Origin of the sequence: Falsibacillus pallidus, assembly GCF_050990905.1 — a bacterium.
Lineage (GTDB): Bacteria > Bacillota > Bacilli > Bacillales > DSM-25281 > Falsibacillus > Falsibacillus pallidus_A.
On sequence record NZ_CP158866.1, the window covers coordinates 2597728 to 2615300 of the forward strand.

22 protein-coding genes, 1 tRNA gene and 1 riboswitch are annotated in these 17573 nt (G+C 40.9%); of the genes, 5 read left to right on the forward strand and 18 right to left on the reverse strand.

Features of this window, described 5'->3' with window-relative positions; all coding sequences use genetic code 11:
- Nucleotides 1–276: 276 nt before the first annotated feature.
- Nucleotides 277–365: riboswitch (glycine riboswitch) on the reverse strand.
- A 162-nt stretch (nt 366–527) separates the two neighbouring features.
- Together ABTV07_RS13715 and ABTV07_RS13720 are read left to right on the forward strand one after the other, a co-directional pair.
- On the forward strand, nt 528–2228 hold the full coding sequence (locus ABTV07_RS13715; protein WP_433743107.1) for a DEAD/DEAH box helicase: 1701 nt from the start codon (nt 528–530) through the stop codon (nt 2226–2228).
- On the forward strand, nt 2197–2979 hold the full coding sequence (locus ABTV07_RS13720) for a YqhG family protein (RefSeq protein WP_433743109.1): 783 nt from the start codon (nt 2197–2199) through the stop codon (nt 2977–2979). The genes ABTV07_RS13715 and ABTV07_RS13720 overlap by 32 nt, the downstream gene beginning before the upstream one ends.
- Before the next feature lie 29 nt (nt 2980–3008).
- Here ABTV07_RS13720 and ABTV07_RS13725 read toward each other — a convergent pair whose 3' ends face one another.
- From ABTV07_RS13725 to comGA, 9 genes are read right to left on the reverse strand one after another with little or no spacing between them, the layout of a single operon-like run.
- Nucleotides 3009–3191 (reverse strand): YqzE family protein, encoded by a 183-nt coding sequence (locus tag ABTV07_RS13725; protein ID WP_433743110.1) that lies wholly within the window; start codon nt 3189–3191, stop codon nt 3009–3011.
- A 40-nt stretch (nt 3192–3231) separates the two neighbouring features.
- Nucleotides 3232–3741 carry a shikimate kinase gene (locus tag ABTV07_RS13730; RefSeq protein ID WP_433743112.1) on the reverse strand — a complete coding sequence of 170 codons (510 nt, stop codon included), beginning with the start codon at nt 3739–3741 and terminating at the stop codon, nt 3232–3234.
- Between the two features lie 10 nt (nt 3742–3751).
- Nucleotides 3752–4123: a competence type IV pilus minor pilin ComGG gene (gene comGG / locus ABTV07_RS13735; protein WP_433743115.1), complete on the reverse strand. Its 372-nt coding sequence runs from the start codon at nt 4121–4123 to the stop codon at nt 3752–3754.
- On the reverse strand, nt 4116–4553 hold the full coding sequence (gene comGF, locus ABTV07_RS13740) for a competence type IV pilus minor pilin ComGF (protein ID WP_433743116.1): 438 nt from the start codon (nt 4551–4553) through the stop codon (nt 4116–4118). The genes comGG and comGF overlap by 8 nt, the downstream gene beginning before the upstream one ends.
- A complete protein-coding gene (comGE, locus tag ABTV07_RS13745) occupies nt 4546–4878 on the reverse strand; it encodes a competence type IV pilus minor pilin ComGE (RefSeq protein WP_433743118.1) in 333 nt (110 codons plus the stop codon). Before comGE ends, comGF begins: the two co-directional genes overlap by 8 nt.
- Nucleotides 4868–5362 (reverse strand): competence type IV pilus minor pilin ComGD, encoded by a 495-nt coding sequence (comGD, locus tag ABTV07_RS13750; protein WP_433743120.1) that lies wholly within the window; start codon nt 5360–5362, stop codon nt 4868–4870. Before comGD ends, comGE begins: the two co-directional genes overlap by 11 nt.
- Nucleotides 5289–5597, reverse strand: coding sequence for a competence type IV pilus major pilin ComGC (gene comGC / locus ABTV07_RS13755; RefSeq protein ID WP_433743121.1), 309 nt, complete (start codon nt 5595–5597; stop codon nt 5289–5291). The genes comGD and comGC overlap by 74 nt, the downstream gene beginning before the upstream one ends.
- A 14-nt stretch (nt 5598–5611) precedes the next feature.
- On the reverse strand, nt 5612–6616 hold the full coding sequence (gene comGB, locus ABTV07_RS13760; protein ID WP_433743122.1) for a competence type IV pilus assembly protein ComGB: 1005 nt from the start codon (nt 6614–6616) through the stop codon (nt 5612–5614).
- Complete coding sequence (comGA, locus tag ABTV07_RS13765) at nt 6582–7676, reverse strand: competence type IV pilus ATPase ComGA (RefSeq protein ID WP_433751242.1); 1095 nt, start codon at nt 7674–7676, stop codon at nt 6582–6584. The genes comGB and comGA overlap by 35 nt, the downstream gene beginning before the upstream one ends.
- A gap of 145 nt (nt 7677–7821) precedes the next feature.
- On the opposite strand from comGA, the gene ABTV07_RS13770 reads away from it, so the two are divergent.
- A tRNA-Gln gene (locus ABTV07_RS13770) sits at nt 7822–7893 on the forward strand.
- Between the two features lie 274 nt (nt 7894–8167).
- On the opposite strand, the gene ABTV07_RS13775 is transcribed toward ABTV07_RS13770, so the two are convergent.
- Nucleotides 8168–8548: a Spx/MgsR family RNA polymerase-binding regulatory protein gene (locus tag ABTV07_RS13775; protein WP_433743124.1), complete on the reverse strand. Its 381-nt coding sequence runs from the start codon at nt 8546–8548 to the stop codon at nt 8168–8170.
- Nucleotides 8549–8871: 323 nt separating this feature from the next.
- On the opposite strand from ABTV07_RS13775, the gene ABTV07_RS13780 reads away from it, so the two are divergent.
- Nucleotides 8872–9114, forward strand: coding sequence for a DUF2626 domain-containing protein (locus tag ABTV07_RS13780; RefSeq protein WP_114744845.1), 243 nt, complete (start codon nt 8872–8874; stop codon nt 9112–9114).
- Between the two features lie 60 nt (nt 9115–9174).
- Here ABTV07_RS13780 and ABTV07_RS13785 read toward each other — a convergent pair whose 3' ends face one another.
- Nucleotides 9175–10224 carry an SAM-dependent methyltransferase gene (locus tag ABTV07_RS13785; RefSeq protein ID WP_433743126.1) on the reverse strand — a complete coding sequence of 350 codons (1050 nt, stop codon included), beginning with the start codon at nt 10222–10224 and terminating at the stop codon, nt 9175–9177.
- A gap of 117 nt (nt 10225–10341) precedes the next feature.
- Nucleotides 10342–10977 carry an MBL fold metallo-hydrolase gene (locus ABTV07_RS13790; protein ID WP_433743127.1) on the reverse strand — a complete coding sequence of 212 codons (636 nt, stop codon included), beginning with the start codon at nt 10975–10977 and terminating at the stop codon, nt 10342–10344.
- A 272-nt stretch (nt 10978–11249) separates the two neighbouring features.
- Here ABTV07_RS13790 and ABTV07_RS13795 point away from each other — a divergent pair, with 272 nt between their 5' ends.
- Nucleotides 11250–11426, forward strand: a complete 177-nt coding sequence (locus ABTV07_RS13795) for a DUF2759 domain-containing protein (RefSeq protein ID WP_433743129.1) — start codon at nt 11250–11252, stop codon at nt 11424–11426.
- A 47-nt stretch (nt 11427–11473) separates the two neighbouring features.
- Here ABTV07_RS13795 and ABTV07_RS13800 read toward each other — a convergent pair whose 3' ends face one another.
- The 6 genes from ABTV07_RS13800 to ABTV07_RS13825 form a co-directional block, all read right to left on the reverse strand.
- Nucleotides 11474–11782 carry an MTH1187 family thiamine-binding protein gene (locus tag ABTV07_RS13800; protein ID WP_433743131.1) on the reverse strand — a complete coding sequence of 103 codons (309 nt, stop codon included), beginning with the start codon at nt 11780–11782 and terminating at the stop codon, nt 11474–11476.
- Nucleotides 11783–11787: 5 nt separating this feature from the next.
- Complete coding sequence (locus ABTV07_RS13805) at nt 11788–12975, reverse strand: hypothetical protein (protein ID WP_433743133.1); 1188 nt, start codon at nt 12973–12975, stop codon at nt 11788–11790.
- A 122-nt stretch (nt 12976–13097) separates the two neighbouring features.
- On the reverse strand, nt 13098–14174 hold the full coding sequence (locus ABTV07_RS13810) for a M14 family metallopeptidase (protein ID WP_433743135.1): 1077 nt from the start codon (nt 14172–14174) through the stop codon (nt 13098–13100).
- 112 nt (nt 14175–14286) lie between these two features.
- Complete coding sequence (locus ABTV07_RS13815; protein WP_433743136.1) at nt 14287–16152, reverse strand: LTA synthase family protein; 1866 nt, start codon at nt 16150–16152, stop codon at nt 14287–14289.
- Nucleotides 16153–16289: 137 nt separating this feature from the next.
- Nucleotides 16290–17258 carry an ROK family glucokinase gene (locus ABTV07_RS13820; protein WP_433743138.1) on the reverse strand — a complete coding sequence of 323 codons (969 nt, stop codon included), beginning with the start codon at nt 17256–17258 and terminating at the stop codon, nt 16290–16292.
- An 11-nt stretch (nt 17259–17269) separates the two neighbouring features.
- On the reverse strand, nt 17270–17479 hold the full coding sequence (locus ABTV07_RS13825) for a YqgQ family protein (RefSeq protein WP_433743140.1): 210 nt from the start codon (nt 17477–17479) through the stop codon (nt 17270–17272).
- Nucleotides 17480–17573: the final 94 nt, after the last annotated feature.

Sequence of the window (17573 nt, forward strand, 5' to 3'; positions counted from 1 at the left end):
AAAATAGTCACTCATTTTCTATCCATGAAAAAAGGACAGAGAAATCCCTTTTTCTGTGGATTTCTCTGTCCTTGGACCTGAAAGTTTTACCATGATGCAATGGCTTTCCTCTTTGGTGGCTTCTATCATAGAGTTCGGCATGCAGCGGGCAAGCATATGCGTTTATCGGCCCTGAATGTTTCATAGGATCAATAAAGCAGTATTCTATCGTTTCGATAACATATACCCGCAGCATAAATGCTGCCTCATCTCTATTTGAAACACTCTCCAGAGCTGCGTCCAACAAGAGTCTTTTTGCCTGAGAGATTCACAGATGTCTGCTTGCTCCTTCGGCGCCGGAAACCAGTCTCTCCCCTTGTCGTCATTCGCCTATATTATATTGAAAATTGGTCATAATAAAACAATAATGAATGATTTTGGAAATGTGTCTGATATGCAAATGTTTGAATCATTCAAAATCTACTTACATCCTATCATTAAACCATTCTTTTCGGCAATCAATTTTTGAATAAGAAGGAGTTGTTTCTATGCCTATTAAAATAGAGTTTGATGCCTCCTGGTCGGAAGGATTATCTGAGCGGTTTGCCAATGATGGCCCGTGGGGGAATTGGGACTTGTTTCACTTGGCGGTAGAAGTGGAACGGCATCTGATCATACCTGAATTTGAAGGCCTCCAAGCCCCTAAACATCTAGCCCATTTGACACCACTTCCCCATCAGCTGGAAGTCGCCAGGCAAGTGGTAGAAAATATGAACGGAAAAGCCATCCTGGCAGATGAAGTAGGACTCGGTAAAACGATTGAAGCAGGGCTTATATTAAAAGAATACATGATTCGGGGGCTGGTCAAGAAAGTGCTGATCCTTGTGCCTGCATCCCTCGTATCGCAATGGGCATTTGAGTTGAATACGAAATTCCATATTCCCGCAGTTGCCCAAAAGAAAGATTACGTCTGGGACCAGTGTGACTGCGTCGTCTCTTCGATCGATACAGCGAAACGGCCGCCGCACCGGGAAAAGATCTATGAACAGGATTATGACCTTGTAATTATCGATGAAGCTCATAAACTTAAAAACCACAAAACCAAAAATTATGAATTTGTCCAAAATCTCAAGAAGAAATTCTGTCTGCTGCTGACTGCCACCCCTATTCAAAATAAGATTGAGGAAGTGTTTCATTTAGTCTCCCTTTTGAAGCCTGGACACTTGGGAAATGAATCTATTTTCTCTGAGAAATATAAAAAGGGAGATCAATCCATCCATGATGATGAACATTTGAGAGAACTCGTCAATAAAGTCATGATCCGCAATAGAAGGTCAGATACAGGTATTGAGTGGACAAAACGGCACGTCCAAACGATCCCGATTGAATTCAGTAAAGAAGAAAGGGAGCTTTATGATTCCTTCCAAATCTTGAAGAGCCATCATGATTTCATTGCAACGAGCCCCTTCTCCATCATGACCTTACAGAGAGAAGCATGCAGCAGCCGGGAAGCTGTCTTCTTCACATTAAAAAATATGATTGAAAAGTCAGAGAATCCCTCCCAGGCTTATCAAGATAAAATAGCCCATCTTTTCCATAAAGTGGATGCAGTCTCGAAAAATTCCAAGGCGGAAAAAGTGTTGGAATTGGTTCAACAAATCAATGATAAAGTGATCATTTTCACGGAATATCGTGCAACACAGCTATACTTGCAATGGTACCTGAAGCAGCATGGAATCAGCTCAGTTCCATTTCGGGGCGGCTTTAAGAGGGGCAAAAAGGACTGGATGCGTGAACTGTTTCAAAATCATGCGCAGGTGCTGATTGCAACTGAAGCAGGCGGTGAGGGGATCAATCTGCAGTTCTGCCATCATATGATCAATTTTGACCTCCCTTGGAATCCAATGAGGTTGGAACAGAGAATCGGCAGGGTCCATCGATTGGGCCAGGAAGAAGATGTCCATATTTATAACTTTGCTACCAGAGATACAGTGGAAGAACATATTTTGAAGATCCTTTATGAAAAGATCAACTTATTTGAGAGGGTCATCGGCGAGCTTGATGATATTTTAACCAAGTTGGAATTCGGAAAAATCGAAGATCATTTGGCAGACATATTCGGCAACTCCCGATCTGAGGGTGAAATGAATATTAAGATGGAAAATCTCTCAGCCATGATTCAATTTGCAGAAACCTATGGGAAGGATGAAGGACGCCATGCAGCAGCAAGAAATACATCAATTTCTTGAACAGTATTTTTTAGCGAATAAATGTGAGTTGACGGGGAGTGGAAACGGGCACTTGGAAGTGCAGCTCACTATTGATATGGATAAAGAGCTCATGAACCGGCCATTTTATTGGCACTACTTAGAAAAGACCGGGGGCATTCCTAATCCAATGAGGATTTCCTTCATTACCGATCCAATAGCGGCTCCGGAAGGGATGAAAGGAGAAAATGTTCATTTCGGCTCCCCACGGCTGCATCAGATTTTCCAATCAGCCAAAAGACTATCCAAATATGTCAGGCTATATGAAAAGCAGCCTGCCTTCCAGATCAGGCAGACTCCCCTTCATCCCTGGCTTGGGGTCAATATGAAAATTTCATTCGTCTGCGACAGAAAAAAAGACGTGTTTCGATCATTCGGTCTTAATCTGATAAATGGACAATTGGTGGAGGAGTTTCATGAACAGGTTTCCCAGAGGCCGTTGACGCCTAAAATCCCTGATTTTTGCTTTACTCTTTCCCCTATCATCAGGCCCGCCAGCGGAATCAACCGCATCCATACTTTTTTGGAAAATGAATTATCCCAGCTTGACGAAAGCTGGGCTCAGGCAGCCACGAAGCGATGGGATGAGGACTTAGCATTGCTGGAGCATTTTTATGGCGATACAGTGGAAAAACCAGAATCCTATTATACGGAAAAAGAAGCACTGAAGGAACTCTACGAACCCCGCATAACCATGGAAATCATTAATGGAGGGATATTCTATCTATCTTAAGCTAAAAAAGTCTGATGGCCGTGAAGCCATCAGACTTTTTTCTTTTTGAACATCATGATAAATGCATATGGAATGACGCCGAACCAGTGAAAGAGCAAGGATGGCCGTTGATCTTTTCTGATGCTTCTCTGTTCCCTCCGCTCAGCGACAGGCTGATCAAAATGTTTCACGAACGTTTGAGTGATAAACTTTACATAGTCATTTGTTGACATCCAGACACCACCAAGTTTCTTTTGGCTACAGTATGCCCCTTTAACTGCGATTTAACCGATTATTGATTTCCGATACAACTTCCCCGATTGTTAGATTAGAGGTGTCGATGATCATGTGGGCGGAATCTTCATAGTAAGGCTTTCTCTTTTCATAAAGCCTGGAAAACTCAATTTCATTTTTATTTTGTAATAACGGCCTCTCAGTATCACCCTTAAGACGTGAAAAGATAACCGTGGGATTGCATTCCAAAAAAATGACCGTACCGGTAGATTTCATGAGTTTTCGATTTTTTTCCCTTAATACCATTCCCCCGCCAGTAGTTATGACTCCATTCAACACTGATGCTTCTTTTAGGATTTCAGTTTCCAGATCCCTGAAATAATCTTCGCCATGCCGATTGAAGATATCATGAATGCTGCAGTCTTCCTTTTCAATGATCATCTTGTCAGTATCATAGACTGTTTCATCCCACATATTGGCCAGTCTCTCGCCGACGGTAGTCTTTCCAGCCCCCATATAGCCAACTAAGTAAATAAGGTTCGTGTTCATGGTTGTCCCCCTAGCGGTAATCAAAATCAATCATCTTTTTTGTTTCTTTATTATAAACGAACGTCATGGGAAATTTCCTGTCTTCCGATCCTACAGCAGTCAAATGGACAATCAACTGGTCTCCAATCTCTTCCGATCCTACCTGTACTCTCACCGTCGAGAATGTCATTTCTCCTTGTGAGGAAATCGCATTCAGTTCTTGTATATGATCCTGGATATAGCTCACTGCAAGCATAGTGGCTGTCTTCACTTTATAGTATTCAATGATTTCCTCACTATATTTCCTCTCTGCCAGGGTAATGGACGCTCCGATTGTAAGGCTGATAATCATCACTAGTGCCAACACGAGTGCCACCGGATAAACCATCCCCTTTTCATTCATTGCTGCTCCCTCCTTCAGCGAGGGTTATCAGTGCAATCGAACCGGCGCGTCTTTCCCCGCCTCTAAACTGAATAGAAATCAAAATCTGACTACTGTCCAGTTTTAATTCTGCCGATTGAATATCCTGCAGTACAATCTCATGTCCAAGCTGATTCACCCTTCTTCTGATAACCGTTTGATATTTTTCATATAACACTTCTCCCTGGGTGGTTTGCATGATGATTTTCCCTTCACTCTCCGAAACACGTTCTGCTTCATGAGCTTCATTTCTTAATTGAATCAAGAACAACTGCCACTCATAATCTATCCCTGGATCAAAGGAACGAAATGATTGAAAAGCAGAAAAAATCAGTGGCAAGAAACTGCAGATGATGGTAAAAATCAGGAGTACCACCAATGATTCAACGAGAGTAAAGCCCTTCTCATTCATTCTGTTTAAAACATTTTCTTACATTTTGATTAGATGCATCAACATACTGCACACAGGCAAACCAGTTCCCATTCTGACCCTCATCAACCTGCACTCGGTATTCTGATCTATTTTCTTTTACAGTCCCCTGATAAATGGAATGCAGGGCCATCATCTCTACCTGCTCGTAAAGTATCCGATACGAATCCATCCTTAATTTCATATTTTCAAAATCCTGTGAAAGATGCTGCAACAGTGGAAGCAGTGAGGAAACAAGCATGATGATCAGACTAAATGAAATGATGGATTCCATTAAAGAAAATCCACTTTCGCTGTTATTGAACAACAAATCGCCCCTTTCCTATGAAAATTTTCAAATGAACAACTTTTTCATACACACTGAAATTCAATGTGCCAAACTTGCTGATATCACCATCCCCTGAAATCATGAAAGATTGTAAATTGGAATCTAATAAATCCACACTGTCAGGAAGTTTTTTATTAAAAAGCACCTGATTATCCCTGACTCTGACAGCACGATATTGATCAGTGGCACTGTAAAATTTAATATAAACCGTTTCTTTCCGGCTTACAGCATATGACTGTGCATAATATAAATCTGCTTTCAACCCGGAAATGAACAAATCCCTTTCAAACAGGGATGGTATCCTTTCAAACTTTGTGATGCCTGCAGCCAACACGACTGTAAAAACAGAAAGGACCACCATCATTTCTAACAGAGTAAATCCCTTTTCATCAGCTTCCCGTAGTGGAAACAGTTCCATCAGCTCCGATCGATACCGAGTCCCCATTGGCACAAGACGTTTCATTCTCCCTTAAATACCCAGCCCCTTGCAGGTCCTCTACTGTAGCTGGATACGATTTATTCTCCATATAATAAGCCTCTACCTGTCCCTGGACCATATTGACAAAGGCTTTGCACCCCTTATCATTGATTGATGCCGTATGCTTTGTAATGTTGGGGATTGTGATAAATAACAGAATAGAAATAATCAACAAAACGATCATCATTTCCACCAATGTAAACCCCTTCTCATTTTTCATTTTTCCACTCCCTTTCATATTGTTTCCATCGCTTTGAACATCGGCAGCATAATAGACAAATATATTGATATGATGAATACAGCTATGATGATGAAGGTAGAAGGCTGGATTAGCTTCAGCCATGTTTCAAGACTTTTTTTGCCGGATGAGAGGCAATGCTGGCTGTAAAACAGCAATTCCTGTGAAAGCTGTCCACTTTTTTCACCATGAAGGACAATCAATGAAAGGTCATGATTCAAAAAACGGAAGCCTGAAAGGGATTCTGAAAAAGTTTTACCCGACTGAAGCTGTTCGTGGATCCTCTCTGAAACTTCCTTGAGCCATGGGTGAAAATCCTGTTCTTTCAAAATTGTCAAACCTTGTTGAACCGAATGGCCGGATGCTAATAAAAATCCCCATTCACGAGAAAAAAAGTAGCTATTCATCAAGACTGCCTGAATTCCCAGTAAAGGGATTCGGCTGATGAATTCAGCCTTCTTTAATGCGCTCCACTTCTTGGTGATTAAATGAAAGATGGCAAAAATAAAAAACATAGAAATCAGGAAAATAATCAAATAAAGGGGCATGTTGTTTAAAGTGTTTAAATACAGGGCCATTCCTTTTGAAGGAGTAAAGCCCATCGAAGCATAAAGGGAGAAAAATCGTGGGAAGAGCAATGTTTTCATTATCATTATGATTCCCAGCAGGATGATGAATAGAACAAGGGGGTATTGAAGGAGCTGCATCACTTTTCTTTTGTCCGTCTCTCGCTGGATCATGTAGTCACCTAAGTGCTTAAGGGCATGTTCCAAATTTCCATTTTTCTCAGCTAAGAAAATTTGCGTGCATGCAGTTGGATCGAATCCATTCTTAAATAATGAATCATTGAACGTTCCCCCTTCGAAAAGAGAGCCCACTACATTCTCGATACTTATTTTCCAATTTTCATGGAGCCTCGCCAAAAAACTTAATGCTTCTACAAGAGTAAAGCCATGTTGAAGCAAATCACTTAGGAGCAGGAATAATTCCCCCTGCTGCATAGGATTGAGGCTGCTCCTCTTCTGAATGTACCCAGCGAATATATTCCTCATTTGAAACATATCCAAGTGCTATCCCCTTCCTTAATAAATTCCTCAGTGTGGGGTAGGTGTAATCCTCTTTTTCCCCCTTCGCTTCATTTAAGACAGCATACAGACTTTTTCCATATAGCAATTCATAGACGCCTGTTTTTGAATGTGAATCTTCGTGGAAGCATATTTTTTCTTCAGTTATGCAGTGCTTGCACTTAATATGAACGAGCCTTTGTGCTGATACCGCTATAAGGGTCTGTTCAATTTCATGCCAGCTGATTCCGAATTCAAGAAGCCGATAAATCGCCCCTTTAGCATCCCTGGTATGCAAGGTAGAAAGGACTAAATGCCCGGTAAGAGCCGCTCGAATGGAGATTTTTGCAGTTTCCGCATCCCTTATCTCCCCCACCATGATAATATCCGGATCATGCCTCAAAATGGCTCTGAGCCCGGTTGAATAGGTAATGCCGGCTTTCTCATTGACTTGTACCTGCAGCAATTCATCATGCTGCTTCTCGATTGGATCTTCGAGTGTAATGACATTCCGATTCATATTCTGCGAACAATAATGGATTAGCGAATATAAAGTAGTGGTCTTTCCGCTGCCGGTCGGTCCAGTAAAAAGAATCAAACCGTGGGAATGGGAGAGGAATGCTTGAAGTTTTTGAAAGGAAGCCGGGAACAATGACATACGCTCTATCGGATATTTTTCTGACTGAAGAAGAATTCTGATGACGACACTTTCTCTTGAATAGGCTGTTGGAAGAGTGGAAATTCTCAGAGCGGCTTTTTGATCTGAAAATTGAAGTCTGTAAGAACCGGATTGGGGTTTCCTGCTCTCGCTGATATCCATTTGTGCTACAAATTTAAAATAGGAAATTAATCGGTCGCCTGTGGAAATCGGCAGAGGTTTTTGAGGGAGAAGCCTGCCTAGACATCTGAATTGAACGGAGTAGTCGTTTTCTCTCGGGACAATATGAATATCTGTTGCCTTCTGTGCCACTGCAGAAGCTAAAAGAGCATTGGCCATGCCTTCGATTGTATCTGCGATGACTTTCACCACCTTTTCTTTGGATTAAAACAATAATTCGACAATAGATGCCATTCTCCTTCCTTCACGATAATTTTTTTTGAATAACAAAAGCGAAAAACGGTTAAATTATGATAGTAATCGATGGGCTATAGCCAAGCGGTAAGGCATCGCACTTTGACTGCGACATGCGTTGGTTCGAATCCAGCTAGCCCAGTTTAAAAAGCGGAAGCGCCCTGATAGCCCCGACCAGCATAAGACGGAACTCGAAGAAAATCCCGATTTCCGTAGAGGTACGGCTTATGACTCGAGGGGCTGGGCGCTGGAGCTGGATTGTGAAAAGCGGAAGCGCCCTGATAGCCCCGACCAGCATAAGACGGAACTCGAAGGAAATCCCGATTTCCGTAGAGGTACGGCTTATGACTCGAGGGGCTGGGCGCTGGAGCTGGATCGAAAAAAGCGGAAGCAGCCAAACGGCCGCTTCCGCTTTTTTAACTTGTCTTTTGGAGTAGTTTCTTCTTGTTGGAGAGGCTTTTTAATCCTTCTGGCTGATAGCCGACAATCAATTTTTTCCCGTCTGTCAGAATCGGCCGTTTTAAAAGCTTGGGGTCATTTGTAAGCATTCGCAGAATTTCTGAGAGGTGTAAATCATCTACATCCACATCAAGATCTTTGTAAGACTGGCTCCTCGTTGCGAGTAGTTCATCGAGTCCCTCCGTTGTCATCATGAGGAGCTGTTTCAATTCTTCCTCTGTAGGGGGCTCTCTGAAAATATGGCGCTCTGTGAATGGAATCGAGTTTGCCTTCAGCCATTTTTTGGCCTTTCGGCAAGAAGTACAGCTTGGATAGGTAAAAAATACGAGTTCATCCATTATCGATTTTCTCCCTTCTGTTTAAATCCTTCAACTTAAACTTATTGTATACCATTTGTATAACTTTTGTACAGATATTTAATCTTGTATTTTTTTGTCAGCGGATATTTATCCTTACTTTTCCTGAAATACCAATGTATAATAAGATTAACCCTCAGATGAAACCGCTTAATTGAATGCTGGAGTGAAAGAAAAATTCATTTTTCATGTTTTTTTCTCACTTAAATGTCACAAACTATTAATGATGAAATATTTACAAATTATTCATTTTTCATTTATAATATTGAATTGATGGATAGAGGGTAAAAAGGAGGGATACATAAATGGATCGCATGTACAGAGTGTTAGGTTTCTGGACTGGAATTTTCACAGTCTTCTTTTACCTTGGAGATATGGATAAAACCGCTCTTATCTTCTTAGGTCAAACAGGATTCTTTATTTTACTTGGCTATTTGAAATTATCCGAACGCATGTATATTTATATTTTTGGTGCATACTTAACTGTTTTCTTTGCGGGGTTTACATACTGGACAACCTTTATGATGACTCCAGGCGGCGGCCACTAAAAACAACGCAAAAAACGGCTCTCCTTTCCGGAAGGCCGTTTTTGTTTTGCAAAATTCTTCTTATTTCTTTTGTACAAGAACATGAAACAATCGGGACATCCCGCTGCCTTCCATAAGCTGCATGATCTTTCGGTTCCACTTCTTATCAGGACTGAATGGATCCCGGCTTGTACAATTTTTCAGCTCTCCATAGACCCCCTGCTCCATTAAAAATTCATCTTGTCTCTGAAATAGCAATTCTTTAGCTCCTGCTTTTTCCCCTATCTTTCTCAACACGTGAAATGGCACACTGTATGTAATATCCATTTCCCCAGGATATTTATAATAGTCTTCTATGAGGTGATGTGCTTTGAAACCTCTTAGAGTTCCTCTCTTTTCACAATTTCCATCTAATTCAACACTTCCATAATCAATTGTAAGTAAAATGCCTTTTTCTAATTTCCCCATCAGACCTTTGAATTCCCTCTCCATTGAAATAGGGACTTCCATTCTTTCACCTTGCTGCGGTTTCAAAGAGTATTCCTTTAAGTAATCATTAATGGACTCATCCACGCGATTTATTTTGACTTCTTTTATTTCATCCCCTTCAAGGCACAGCATGATTTCATTCATTTCCTCCCCGCTCTTTTCTATAATTCGGACAGGAAAGGCATCCAGCCATTCATTGGAGAAGATGATCCCTCTAAAGGAAGGGATATCTGAAATGCTCTGATACAGCTCAATCGAATGAAAATCCACCCGTTCCCTAAACAATTTTTGGTGAAAATGACTTTTTTCAATCCCTATATATTCTAAATTTCTGCTGATTCCTTCATCCATTTCACGGAGGAATGATAAAAACTGACTGGCAAATGCTCCATCCCCGCATGCGATCTCCATGAATCTTATTTCTGCCTCTCCTTTTTTCCAGTAATCAAGGCAATATCCCGCAATCAGTTTCGCAAATACCGGAGAGACTTTTGGGCTTGTCAAAAAGTCGCCGCTTCTTCCAATCTTTTTATGCTCATTCATATAGTACCCATCCACTGGATGATACAGGGCATACTCCATGAAATCGCTGACAGACAGCATTTCTTTATCCACAAATAACTTTTTTAATTCTTTTTTCATACTGGACACTCCCGCCTGAAAGTATAAAAAAACCGGCGCTCAATCATTCATGCCAAGCAGAATTTCATTGCACGCCAGTTGTAGTCATTCTATGACTTGTCCTTGGGGGATATTCTTTTAGAATCCATTTAAAAAAGGATTGGAATCCATCTCATCCTCAATCAATGTTTCCGGGCCATGTCCAGAAAGTACGAGGGTGTTTTCCGGAAGAACGAGAAGTTTTTCATGGATGGTTTTAAGCAAAAGCTTCTGGTCTCCTCCAGGGAGGTCCGTTCTACCAATACTCTGCTGAAAAAGGACATCGCCTGAGAAAATCACGCCTTCATCCCTCAAGTAATAGGAGACGCTTCCAGGTGAATGACCAGGGGTTTCCAACACATTAAGAGTGAAATTACCGATTTTCAGCTCCCCTTCTTTTGCAATGAACTCGTCAGCAGGCTTCACCCTGACTGGATCGATCATATTAAAGAACTGGGATCCGTTCAATGCAGGATCCATGAGCCATTTCGCTTCTTTTTCGTGGACATAAACAGGTATTTTATAATGTTCCCTGATGACATCGACAGCACCGATGTGATCAAAATGGGCATGCGTCAAAAGAATGGCCTTTGGTTCAAGCCCCCTTTTTCGAATCCAGCCTATCAATACTTCACCTTCATCACCGGGATCGAAAATAAGGCACTTCTTATCCTCATCAGCCAAAATGTAGCAATTTGTCTGGATCGGTCCCAATGGTAGTCTACTCCATTTCAATATAAACACCTCCTTTTCTATTTTATCAAAAAAGATTCCTTTGATAAAAACAATCTATTGATGTATCCCTTTTCATAAAGTCGCGCAAAATAATAGTAGCAAAAAGCTAAATCCTCTCTAAATCAACATGGGTTATTCATTTCAACAGAAATAAGTGTCAATTTTAACCTGTAATATATCTCGACAAATCAGGAAAAAAACTATAAAATATGAAGTAATGCAATAATCTTACATATTTGTGCTGATTCTAATTCAGAAAGGAGTTTATATAAATGGGTCTTGTCATCATTTTTTCTTTGGTAGCCCTTCTTGCTATTTTCGCAAGTGTAAACGCTTTTAGAACCAAGAATATCCTTGGAATCATTTTTGGTTTAGGTGCATTGGGAGTATTCGGCTGGTTCTCTATCATGACCATCCTTAACAATGGATTCCCTGCAATGACGCATTAATCAAAAAAATCGCCCTTTTATGGGCGATTTTTTTTGTTTCCTCTGGACTACATCTTACTTTTGACGCTTTCTACTTTGTCTTCCATTCTTCTCTCTTTATCCCTGCGATCATCTATGCGGATATTTGTCGCGACCCGTTTAAGACCTTTATTAAAGGGAGCTTCATGGATTTTTTGAATGACTTCGAAAAGGACTGGCAGTTCACCTTCGATTAGTGTATTCATAGGTGTAAGCTGAAACCTGATCTTCCCTTTTTCCTCGTACTGTTTCAAGATGTTTTGCAGATCTGCTACATATTGGCTGATACTGGGAGTTTCCGTTCCGATTGGAATGACGGTTACGTCGGCAATGGCCATGATGATTACTTCCTTTCCGGCTCAAGGAGCTCCGTTATTTCTTTTGTATTTACGTTTATTAATTTTTCCAATTGATAGCCGTATAAACACATCGCGCCATCTGGTGAACATTTTAAAGGTTCATTATCCAATTGGTCAAATAATACGTCAGAAGACTTTTTTTGGAGGTTATAATCCACGAGTTTATATCCGCCCGCATACTCATCAATCGCCCCGCTTTCATGAGGAACAAAGGATAGAAAATCTTCTGTCTCTTCATTAAAATCATAATATGGCACAAGCCAATCTGAATATTGAGTGATGCTGGGGACAGAAAAAGAGAACAGGACATTTTTTTCAGCATCCGTAAATTCGTACAATGCTTCATTTTTCTTTATTTCTGATATCGTCATTAATGAACGGCCTAAGACATTGAACTGAAAGACATTATCTTTTTCCAACGTAGCCTGCGGGATGGTTTGCAATGAATATTTAATGATAGGGGCGTCAAGTGATTGTTCATCTTTCTGCCAATCCTGTGCCAATAGTATATCCTTGCCGAACCATTTTAACAGCGGCTGTCCAGACTCAATGGGCTGCAGTTTCTTTTGTTTCCAATCCACTATGTAGACCTGGAAATTCCACTCTTCGTCAAAAGCCGTTACAGCAAGCTTCTCGCTATCCCAATTGTTCCAGTCATATGCTAATTCAAATGAATCAATATCGACAGAGTATAGATGGTCCCCTTGCAAATCCAAAAATACCAGTTTTGCCTGGTAAGTGAACGGTGCGGTGTGCACCATAATCATTTTATTGTCCGGAGATGGCAGAATATCTACAATTGGCGCTGCATCAGAATATAATAATGTGCTTGTTCCCTTGAATAAATCATAAAGAAAGAGCTGGGATTGATCGCCATGCTGCGAAAGATAAAGAAGACTGCGATTATCGAGCCATCCCACAAATCTTTGAAATTGGGCGTCGTTTATCTGCAGCTTTACAGGTTTTTTGTCTATTTCTGATTCTGGTGGCGAGGCAGGTTCAGCTGGGATAGAAGGAGAAACAGAACTTTGACTTGGAGGCGGCTTTCCCGGTTTTTGAATAGGCTGTTCTTCACAGCCTGTGATAAGGGACACCAAAGAAATGATCAAAATCAATGGGAGAAAAAAAGAAGTCCGATATTCTTTTATCATGCTTATTCCACTTTTCTTCATATCTCCGGCCCCCCCTCAATGCTTCCCCATAAATTAGTACGTTTTAAAGTGTAAAATGTTTCAATTATTTCAAATTATAGACCCTTTGTCATGTTTCCGAAATAAAAAATGCCTAAATAGGCTTAAAGCACTATCAGGCTCGTCAAAAAGATGCCAAACACCTCTCGATAAATTTCATCAAACTGTGAAAGTGGCAATGGGTTGATTCCTTTCCCTAATTCAATAGTGAAGCCTGGTTTTCGAAATTTCTTGATAAACCAGTCTTTATATCCAGCAAAGCTGTCAATGTCTTTTACGGATTGATAGGGGCTTGCTTTTGCAAATGCTTCAGCAATTATCTTCGATTCTGGAGGCTCCATCCCTTCATACCCCCAATAAAATTCTTTGCCTTGTGTGTGGAAGGCGAGAAGCAGATCAAATTGAGAATCTTCGGCAAGCCTGGCCATGGAAGAGGATTCGGGTTCACATAGTGGTTCCGTCCCGCCAAAATCCCTAGGAGAAGGAGCAGACACCCCTTTTTGTTTCTGTTCCTGCCACTTTGCGGGATACTGTTTATTCAGATCAACCCCTCTTATATTTGCTTTCCAACCTGTGAAGTCCCCGCTTTGGCCATTCAGCTCATAGAGCTTTTCAAATTGCTCTGGAGGAGGCCCATTCAATACAAGGTCCACACCATCAGGATTCACCATCGGCACTATTGAAAGGGTGGTGCTTTCGTATATTTGCAAGGGGTCCACCTTATTGATATTTCTTCCCGTGGTCAAGGCAGCTAAATATTCGTTAAGAAACTTCATGATGGCGCATGTCGTTATCCACTCGTTCCCATGGAATGATCCATTCCAGTGAATTTTTTTGGGCCCGCGGCCAATCCTCAACTCAATGATTGGCTTATTTAATACAGATTTTCCAATGATTCTTTTTTCCATGAAAGGATAAGCTTCAGTCAGCACTTCGATATCTTTTTGCAAAGCCGAAAAGTCATACCGGATTTTAGGGTTGATTAATGGTTCTTCTATTCTGATTTTGGCCGTATCGCTTCCATCTTTTGAATCAAGGTACCCTGGGATCCTGACGCGGTCATGGCTTTTAAATATAGCTGCCATTTGCCCGGGATTAGAATGCTGCAATAAAATGTGAGGAAGATTGTAGAACTGGCTGTAGTATTTTAAGGTCGACCCTTGTTTTGCCCTGATTTCCATACACATCCCCCTTCATATTTTCTCCTAATAACCTATGTCAGGCAATCCGGAACATGACTTGATAAAACGAAAAAAGGGAGGATTTTAATCCCCTCCCTGTCTGTTTTTCTCATTATTTTGGTGAGTGGTAAAATCGGAGCAAATCCCCATAGATGATTTGATCGGAATAATCCAACTGAGTCTTGGCAGATTCCTTATATGGATCACAAAGTACGGGATCCACTGGCAGCTCCGTATTTTTTGCGTAGCAATGAGAATTGGCATATAACAGCTTGTCTGTAATAAAGCTTCCATTCCTTAAAACGACGAAGTCCTCATGTTCTTTTGAAAGTATATCGGACCCGAATTCCATATCATTTTTTTCCGGCAGCCCCATGAGATGCAAGAGAGTTGGCCTGATGTCGATTTGTCCACTTACTTTGGAGATGATTTTCCCTCTTCCCATATCCGTCATGCCTGGAATGACGAGGAATAGCGGGACTTTTTGAAGTTGAATGGTCTTAAAAGGCGTTATTTCTTCCCCTAAAAATTGGGCCATTGCTGCATTGTGATTTTCAGAAATTCCATAGTGGTCGCCGTATAAGAGGATAATCGAATTCTCATAAAGACCTTTTTCTTTCAAATCGGCAAAAAATTGCTTCAATGCTTCGTCTGTGTAGCGCACCGTTGTAAAGTAGCGATTCACCGTTCCATCGGTGGAAGTAAATTCATCGATGAAACGATCTCCAGCATCGAGCTTGAATGGATGATGATTCGTCAGGGTAATCAGCTTTGTGTAAAATGGCTGGGGCATTTTTTTCATCATTTCTGTACTTTGTGCAAAAAACGGTATATCTTTCATCCCCCATCCAACTGTCTCCCCAACCCTGATTTTATAATCAACGCTGGAATAATAGCGGTTGTACCCCAAAGACTTATACATCAGGTCCCTATTCCAAAAGCTTTTATTATTTGCATGCATAGCTGCTGTATAATAACCGTTCTGTCCAAGTTTTTTTGCCAGTGATTCAAAATGATTCCCTGAGTGGGTAAAGAAAACTGCCCCTCTTCCTAATGGATATAGTGAATTCTCAATCAGAAACTCCGCATCCGAAGTCTTTCCTTGTCCCGTCTGATGATAAAAATGATCAAAATAATAGCTGTCCTTTATAAGGCTGTTCAAAAAAGGTGTTACTTCTTTTCCATTTATCTTTGAATGGATGACAAATCCCTGCATGGATTCCATTGATACAATGATCAAGTTGCGCCCCTTGGCAATGCCGAATAGTTCAGGATCAGGATCAGTCTTATTCGCCATCACATAATTCTGGATATCAGCAAGCTTGCTTCCATCTGCCATCGCTCGCTGTGCAGACGATTTTGATTGGAGGAACAGGTCATAAAGGTGATAATTATACGTACCGATGTTTTTCACAAGCATTTCCCTGTCAAATGATCTTGTCAACAATTGTGGCCGCTCAATTTCAGCAAGACTTAAGTTCACAAGAGCCAATACCCCTGCGAATACATAATAGGCTTTCCGACTAATCTTTCTGACAAAATGGAATTGAAGCAAACTTGGCTTCAAGTTGAAAACCGCATAAAGTATTACTACATCCACAAAATAGGCAATATCCGTCCAATGAAGCAGCTCCCCCATGCTGCTTCCTAATTCCCCGAAGTTATTCGTTTGAAATAGGACAGGAAGGGTCAAAAAATCATTAAAAAACCGATAAAAGCCTATATTGGCATATAAAATGAAAGTTAAAATCCCACTCATTCCAATGATATAGATTTTCTGAGTTTTTTCTTTTTCCATAAACAACGCCAGACTGAAAATGATCAATAAAAATGAAAGGGGATTGATCAAGAGGATGAATTCCTGCAAAGGATCATCTATTTTCATATTGAAGCTCGTTTTATAGGCGATATAGGTTTTTATCCACATCAATACTGCAGCGATGATGACAAATGGCATCGGACTATTCTTCTTTTTCATCGTGACTCTCCCTTGCTAAAAACTAATTTCACGGCCAGTGTGTTTAGTTTTAGCAAGAATGACCATTTTTACATTATCAAAAATTGTCAAATTTAATAAAGAAAAAAACCGGCATTGGCCGGTTTTCTAAATATACATCATTTTAACGTTTTAACAAGCCAGGCAGCCCCGATGACGCCCGCATCATTCCCTAGAGAGGCGATGGCCAAAGATGTTGAAGCAGCTACAGTCGGAAATGCGAATTTCTTGAAATATCCATCAACGTGATCCAAAAGGATATCTCCTGCTTTGGAAACCCCTCCACCAATGACAATATTCTCAGGATTCATCGCATTGCCCAGGTTGGCCAATGCAAGCCCCAGATAAAATCCAAGCTGATCCACCACTTTCAAAGCAAGTTCATCATTGTCCTTCGCTGCATCAAAAATATCTTTTGAAGTAATCGTTTCAGAAGATGAAACTTTATCTCGGAGAATCGAAGGAAGATCAGTGCTATTCATTGCTTCTTTCGCAAGACGAACCACGCCCGTAGCAGATGCAACGGTTTCTAAACAACCGGTTTTCCCGCAATTGCACGGTGCTCCATTTTCGGGTACAACCGTAATGTGCCCGATCTCTCCGCCAGCCCCTTTCACTCCATGTACAATTTGGCCATTGGCGATGATGCCGCCGCCAACACCGGTGCCAAGGGTCACGCAAATTGTATCCTTTGATCCGTTGCCTGCCCCTTTCCACATTTCTCCAAGTGCTGCACAGTTTGCATCATTATCAATGATGGCAGGAAGGTTCGTTTCGACTTCAAGCAGATCCTTTAGAGGATAGTTGCTCTCCCATCCTAAGTTAACGGCTTCATAGATGATGCCTTTTGACATATCAATTGGTCCAGGGGCGCCCATTCCCACTCCCGCCAATTTTTCTTTAGGCTGGTCTAGCTCTTCTAATTTCTCATCGATCGATTTGGCAATATTGATAATGATATTTTTGCCTTTGTTATTCGTATCCGTCGGGATCTCCCATTTATGAAGGATTTCGCCGTATGTATTTAAGAATGCAAACTTTGTAGTGGTTCCACCAAGGTCCACTCCTACTAGCCATTTTTCCATCATGTCAATCACCACTATTTCTGTTTTTTTAGTTGTTTTTCCTTCAAGGCTTCCTGCCTGATGACGATCAATGCCTCTTGAAATTCCTTGACATCGATTAATTTTCCCTGATAAAGTTCTTTGAATTCTTCTTCCATCATTTCCAGGTCCACGAGGCGGTCTCCCATATAAATGATGATTCCGAATCTTTTTAAAAACTGCTGCAGATCATAATAGGATTTCAATTTAAATACTTTGCCTCCATATCTGGTTCTATAGAAAAGTATAAATTATTTTCAGCAAAAACGAAAGCGCTGCCTTTTATTTATTGAACTGTTA

Excerpts from the sequence above, each read along its gene's own strand:
- ABTV07_RS13715 (WP_433743107.1), top strand. The coding sequence starts at position 528 with ATGCCTATTAAAATAGAGTTTGATGCCTCCTGGTCGGAAGGATTATCT.
- ABTV07_RS13720 (WP_433743109.1), top strand. The coding sequence starts at position 2,197 with ATGCAGCAGCAAGAAATACATCAATTTCTTGAACAGTATTTTTTAGCG.
- ABTV07_RS13725 (WP_433743110.1), bottom strand. The coding sequence starts at position 3,191 with ATGTCAACAAATGACTATGTAAAGTTTATCACTCAAACGTTCGTGAAA.
- ABTV07_RS13730 (WP_433743112.1), bottom strand. The coding sequence starts at position 3,741 with ATGAACACGAACCTTATTTACTTAGTTGGCTATATGGGGGCTGGAAAG.
- comGG (WP_433743115.1), bottom strand. The coding sequence starts at position 4,123 with ATGAATGAAAAGGGGATGGTTTATCCGGTGGCACTCGTGTTGGCACTA.
- comGF (WP_433743116.1), bottom strand. The coding sequence starts at position 4,553 with ATGAATGAGAAGGGCTTTACTCTCGTTGAATCATTGGTGGTACTCCTG.
- comGD (WP_433743120.1), bottom strand. The coding sequence starts at position 5,362 with ATGAAACGTCTTGTGCCAATGGGGACTCGGTATCGATCGGAGCTGATG.
- comGC (WP_433743121.1), bottom strand. The coding sequence starts at position 5,597 with ATGAAAAATGAGAAGGGGTTTACATTGGTGGAAATGATGATCGTTTTG.
- comGB (WP_433743122.1), bottom strand. The coding sequence starts at position 6,616 with ATGCAGCAGGGGGAATTATTCCTGCTCCTAAGTGATTTGCTTCAACAT.
- comGA (WP_433751242.1), bottom strand. The coding sequence starts at position 7,676 with ATGGCCAATGCTCTTTTAGCTTCTGCAGTGGCACAGAAGGCAACAGAT.
- ABTV07_RS13775 (WP_433743124.1), bottom strand. The coding sequence starts at position 8,548 with ATGGATGAACTCGTATTTTTTACCTATCCAAGCTGTACTTCTTGCCGA.
- ABTV07_RS13780 (WP_114744845.1), top strand. The coding sequence starts at position 8,872 with ATGGATCGCATGTACAGAGTGTTAGGTTTCTGGACTGGAATTTTCACA.
- ABTV07_RS13785 (WP_433743126.1), bottom strand. The coding sequence starts at position 10,224 with ATGAAAAAAGAATTAAAAAAGTTATTTGTGGATAAAGAAATGCTGTCT.
- ABTV07_RS13795 (WP_433743129.1), top strand. The coding sequence starts at position 11,250 with ATGGGTCTTGTCATCATTTTTTCTTTGGTAGCCCTTCTTGCTATTTTC.
- ABTV07_RS13800 (WP_433743131.1), bottom strand. The coding sequence starts at position 11,782 with ATGGCCATTGCCGACGTAACCGTCATTCCAATCGGAACGGAAACTCCC.
- ABTV07_RS13805 (WP_433743133.1), bottom strand. The coding sequence starts at position 12,975 with ATGAAGAAAAGTGGAATAAGCATGATAAAAGAATATCGGACTTCTTTT.
- ABTV07_RS13810 (WP_433743135.1), bottom strand. The coding sequence starts at position 14,174 with ATGGAAATCAGGGCAAAACAAGGGTCGACCTTAAAATACTACAGCCAG.
- ABTV07_RS13815 (WP_433743136.1), bottom strand. The coding sequence starts at position 16,152 with ATGAAAAAGAAGAATAGTCCGATGCCATTTGTCATCATCGCTGCAGTA.
- ABTV07_RS13820 (WP_433743138.1), bottom strand. The coding sequence starts at position 17,258 with ATGATGGAAAAATGGCTAGTAGGAGTGGACCTTGGTGGAACCACTACA.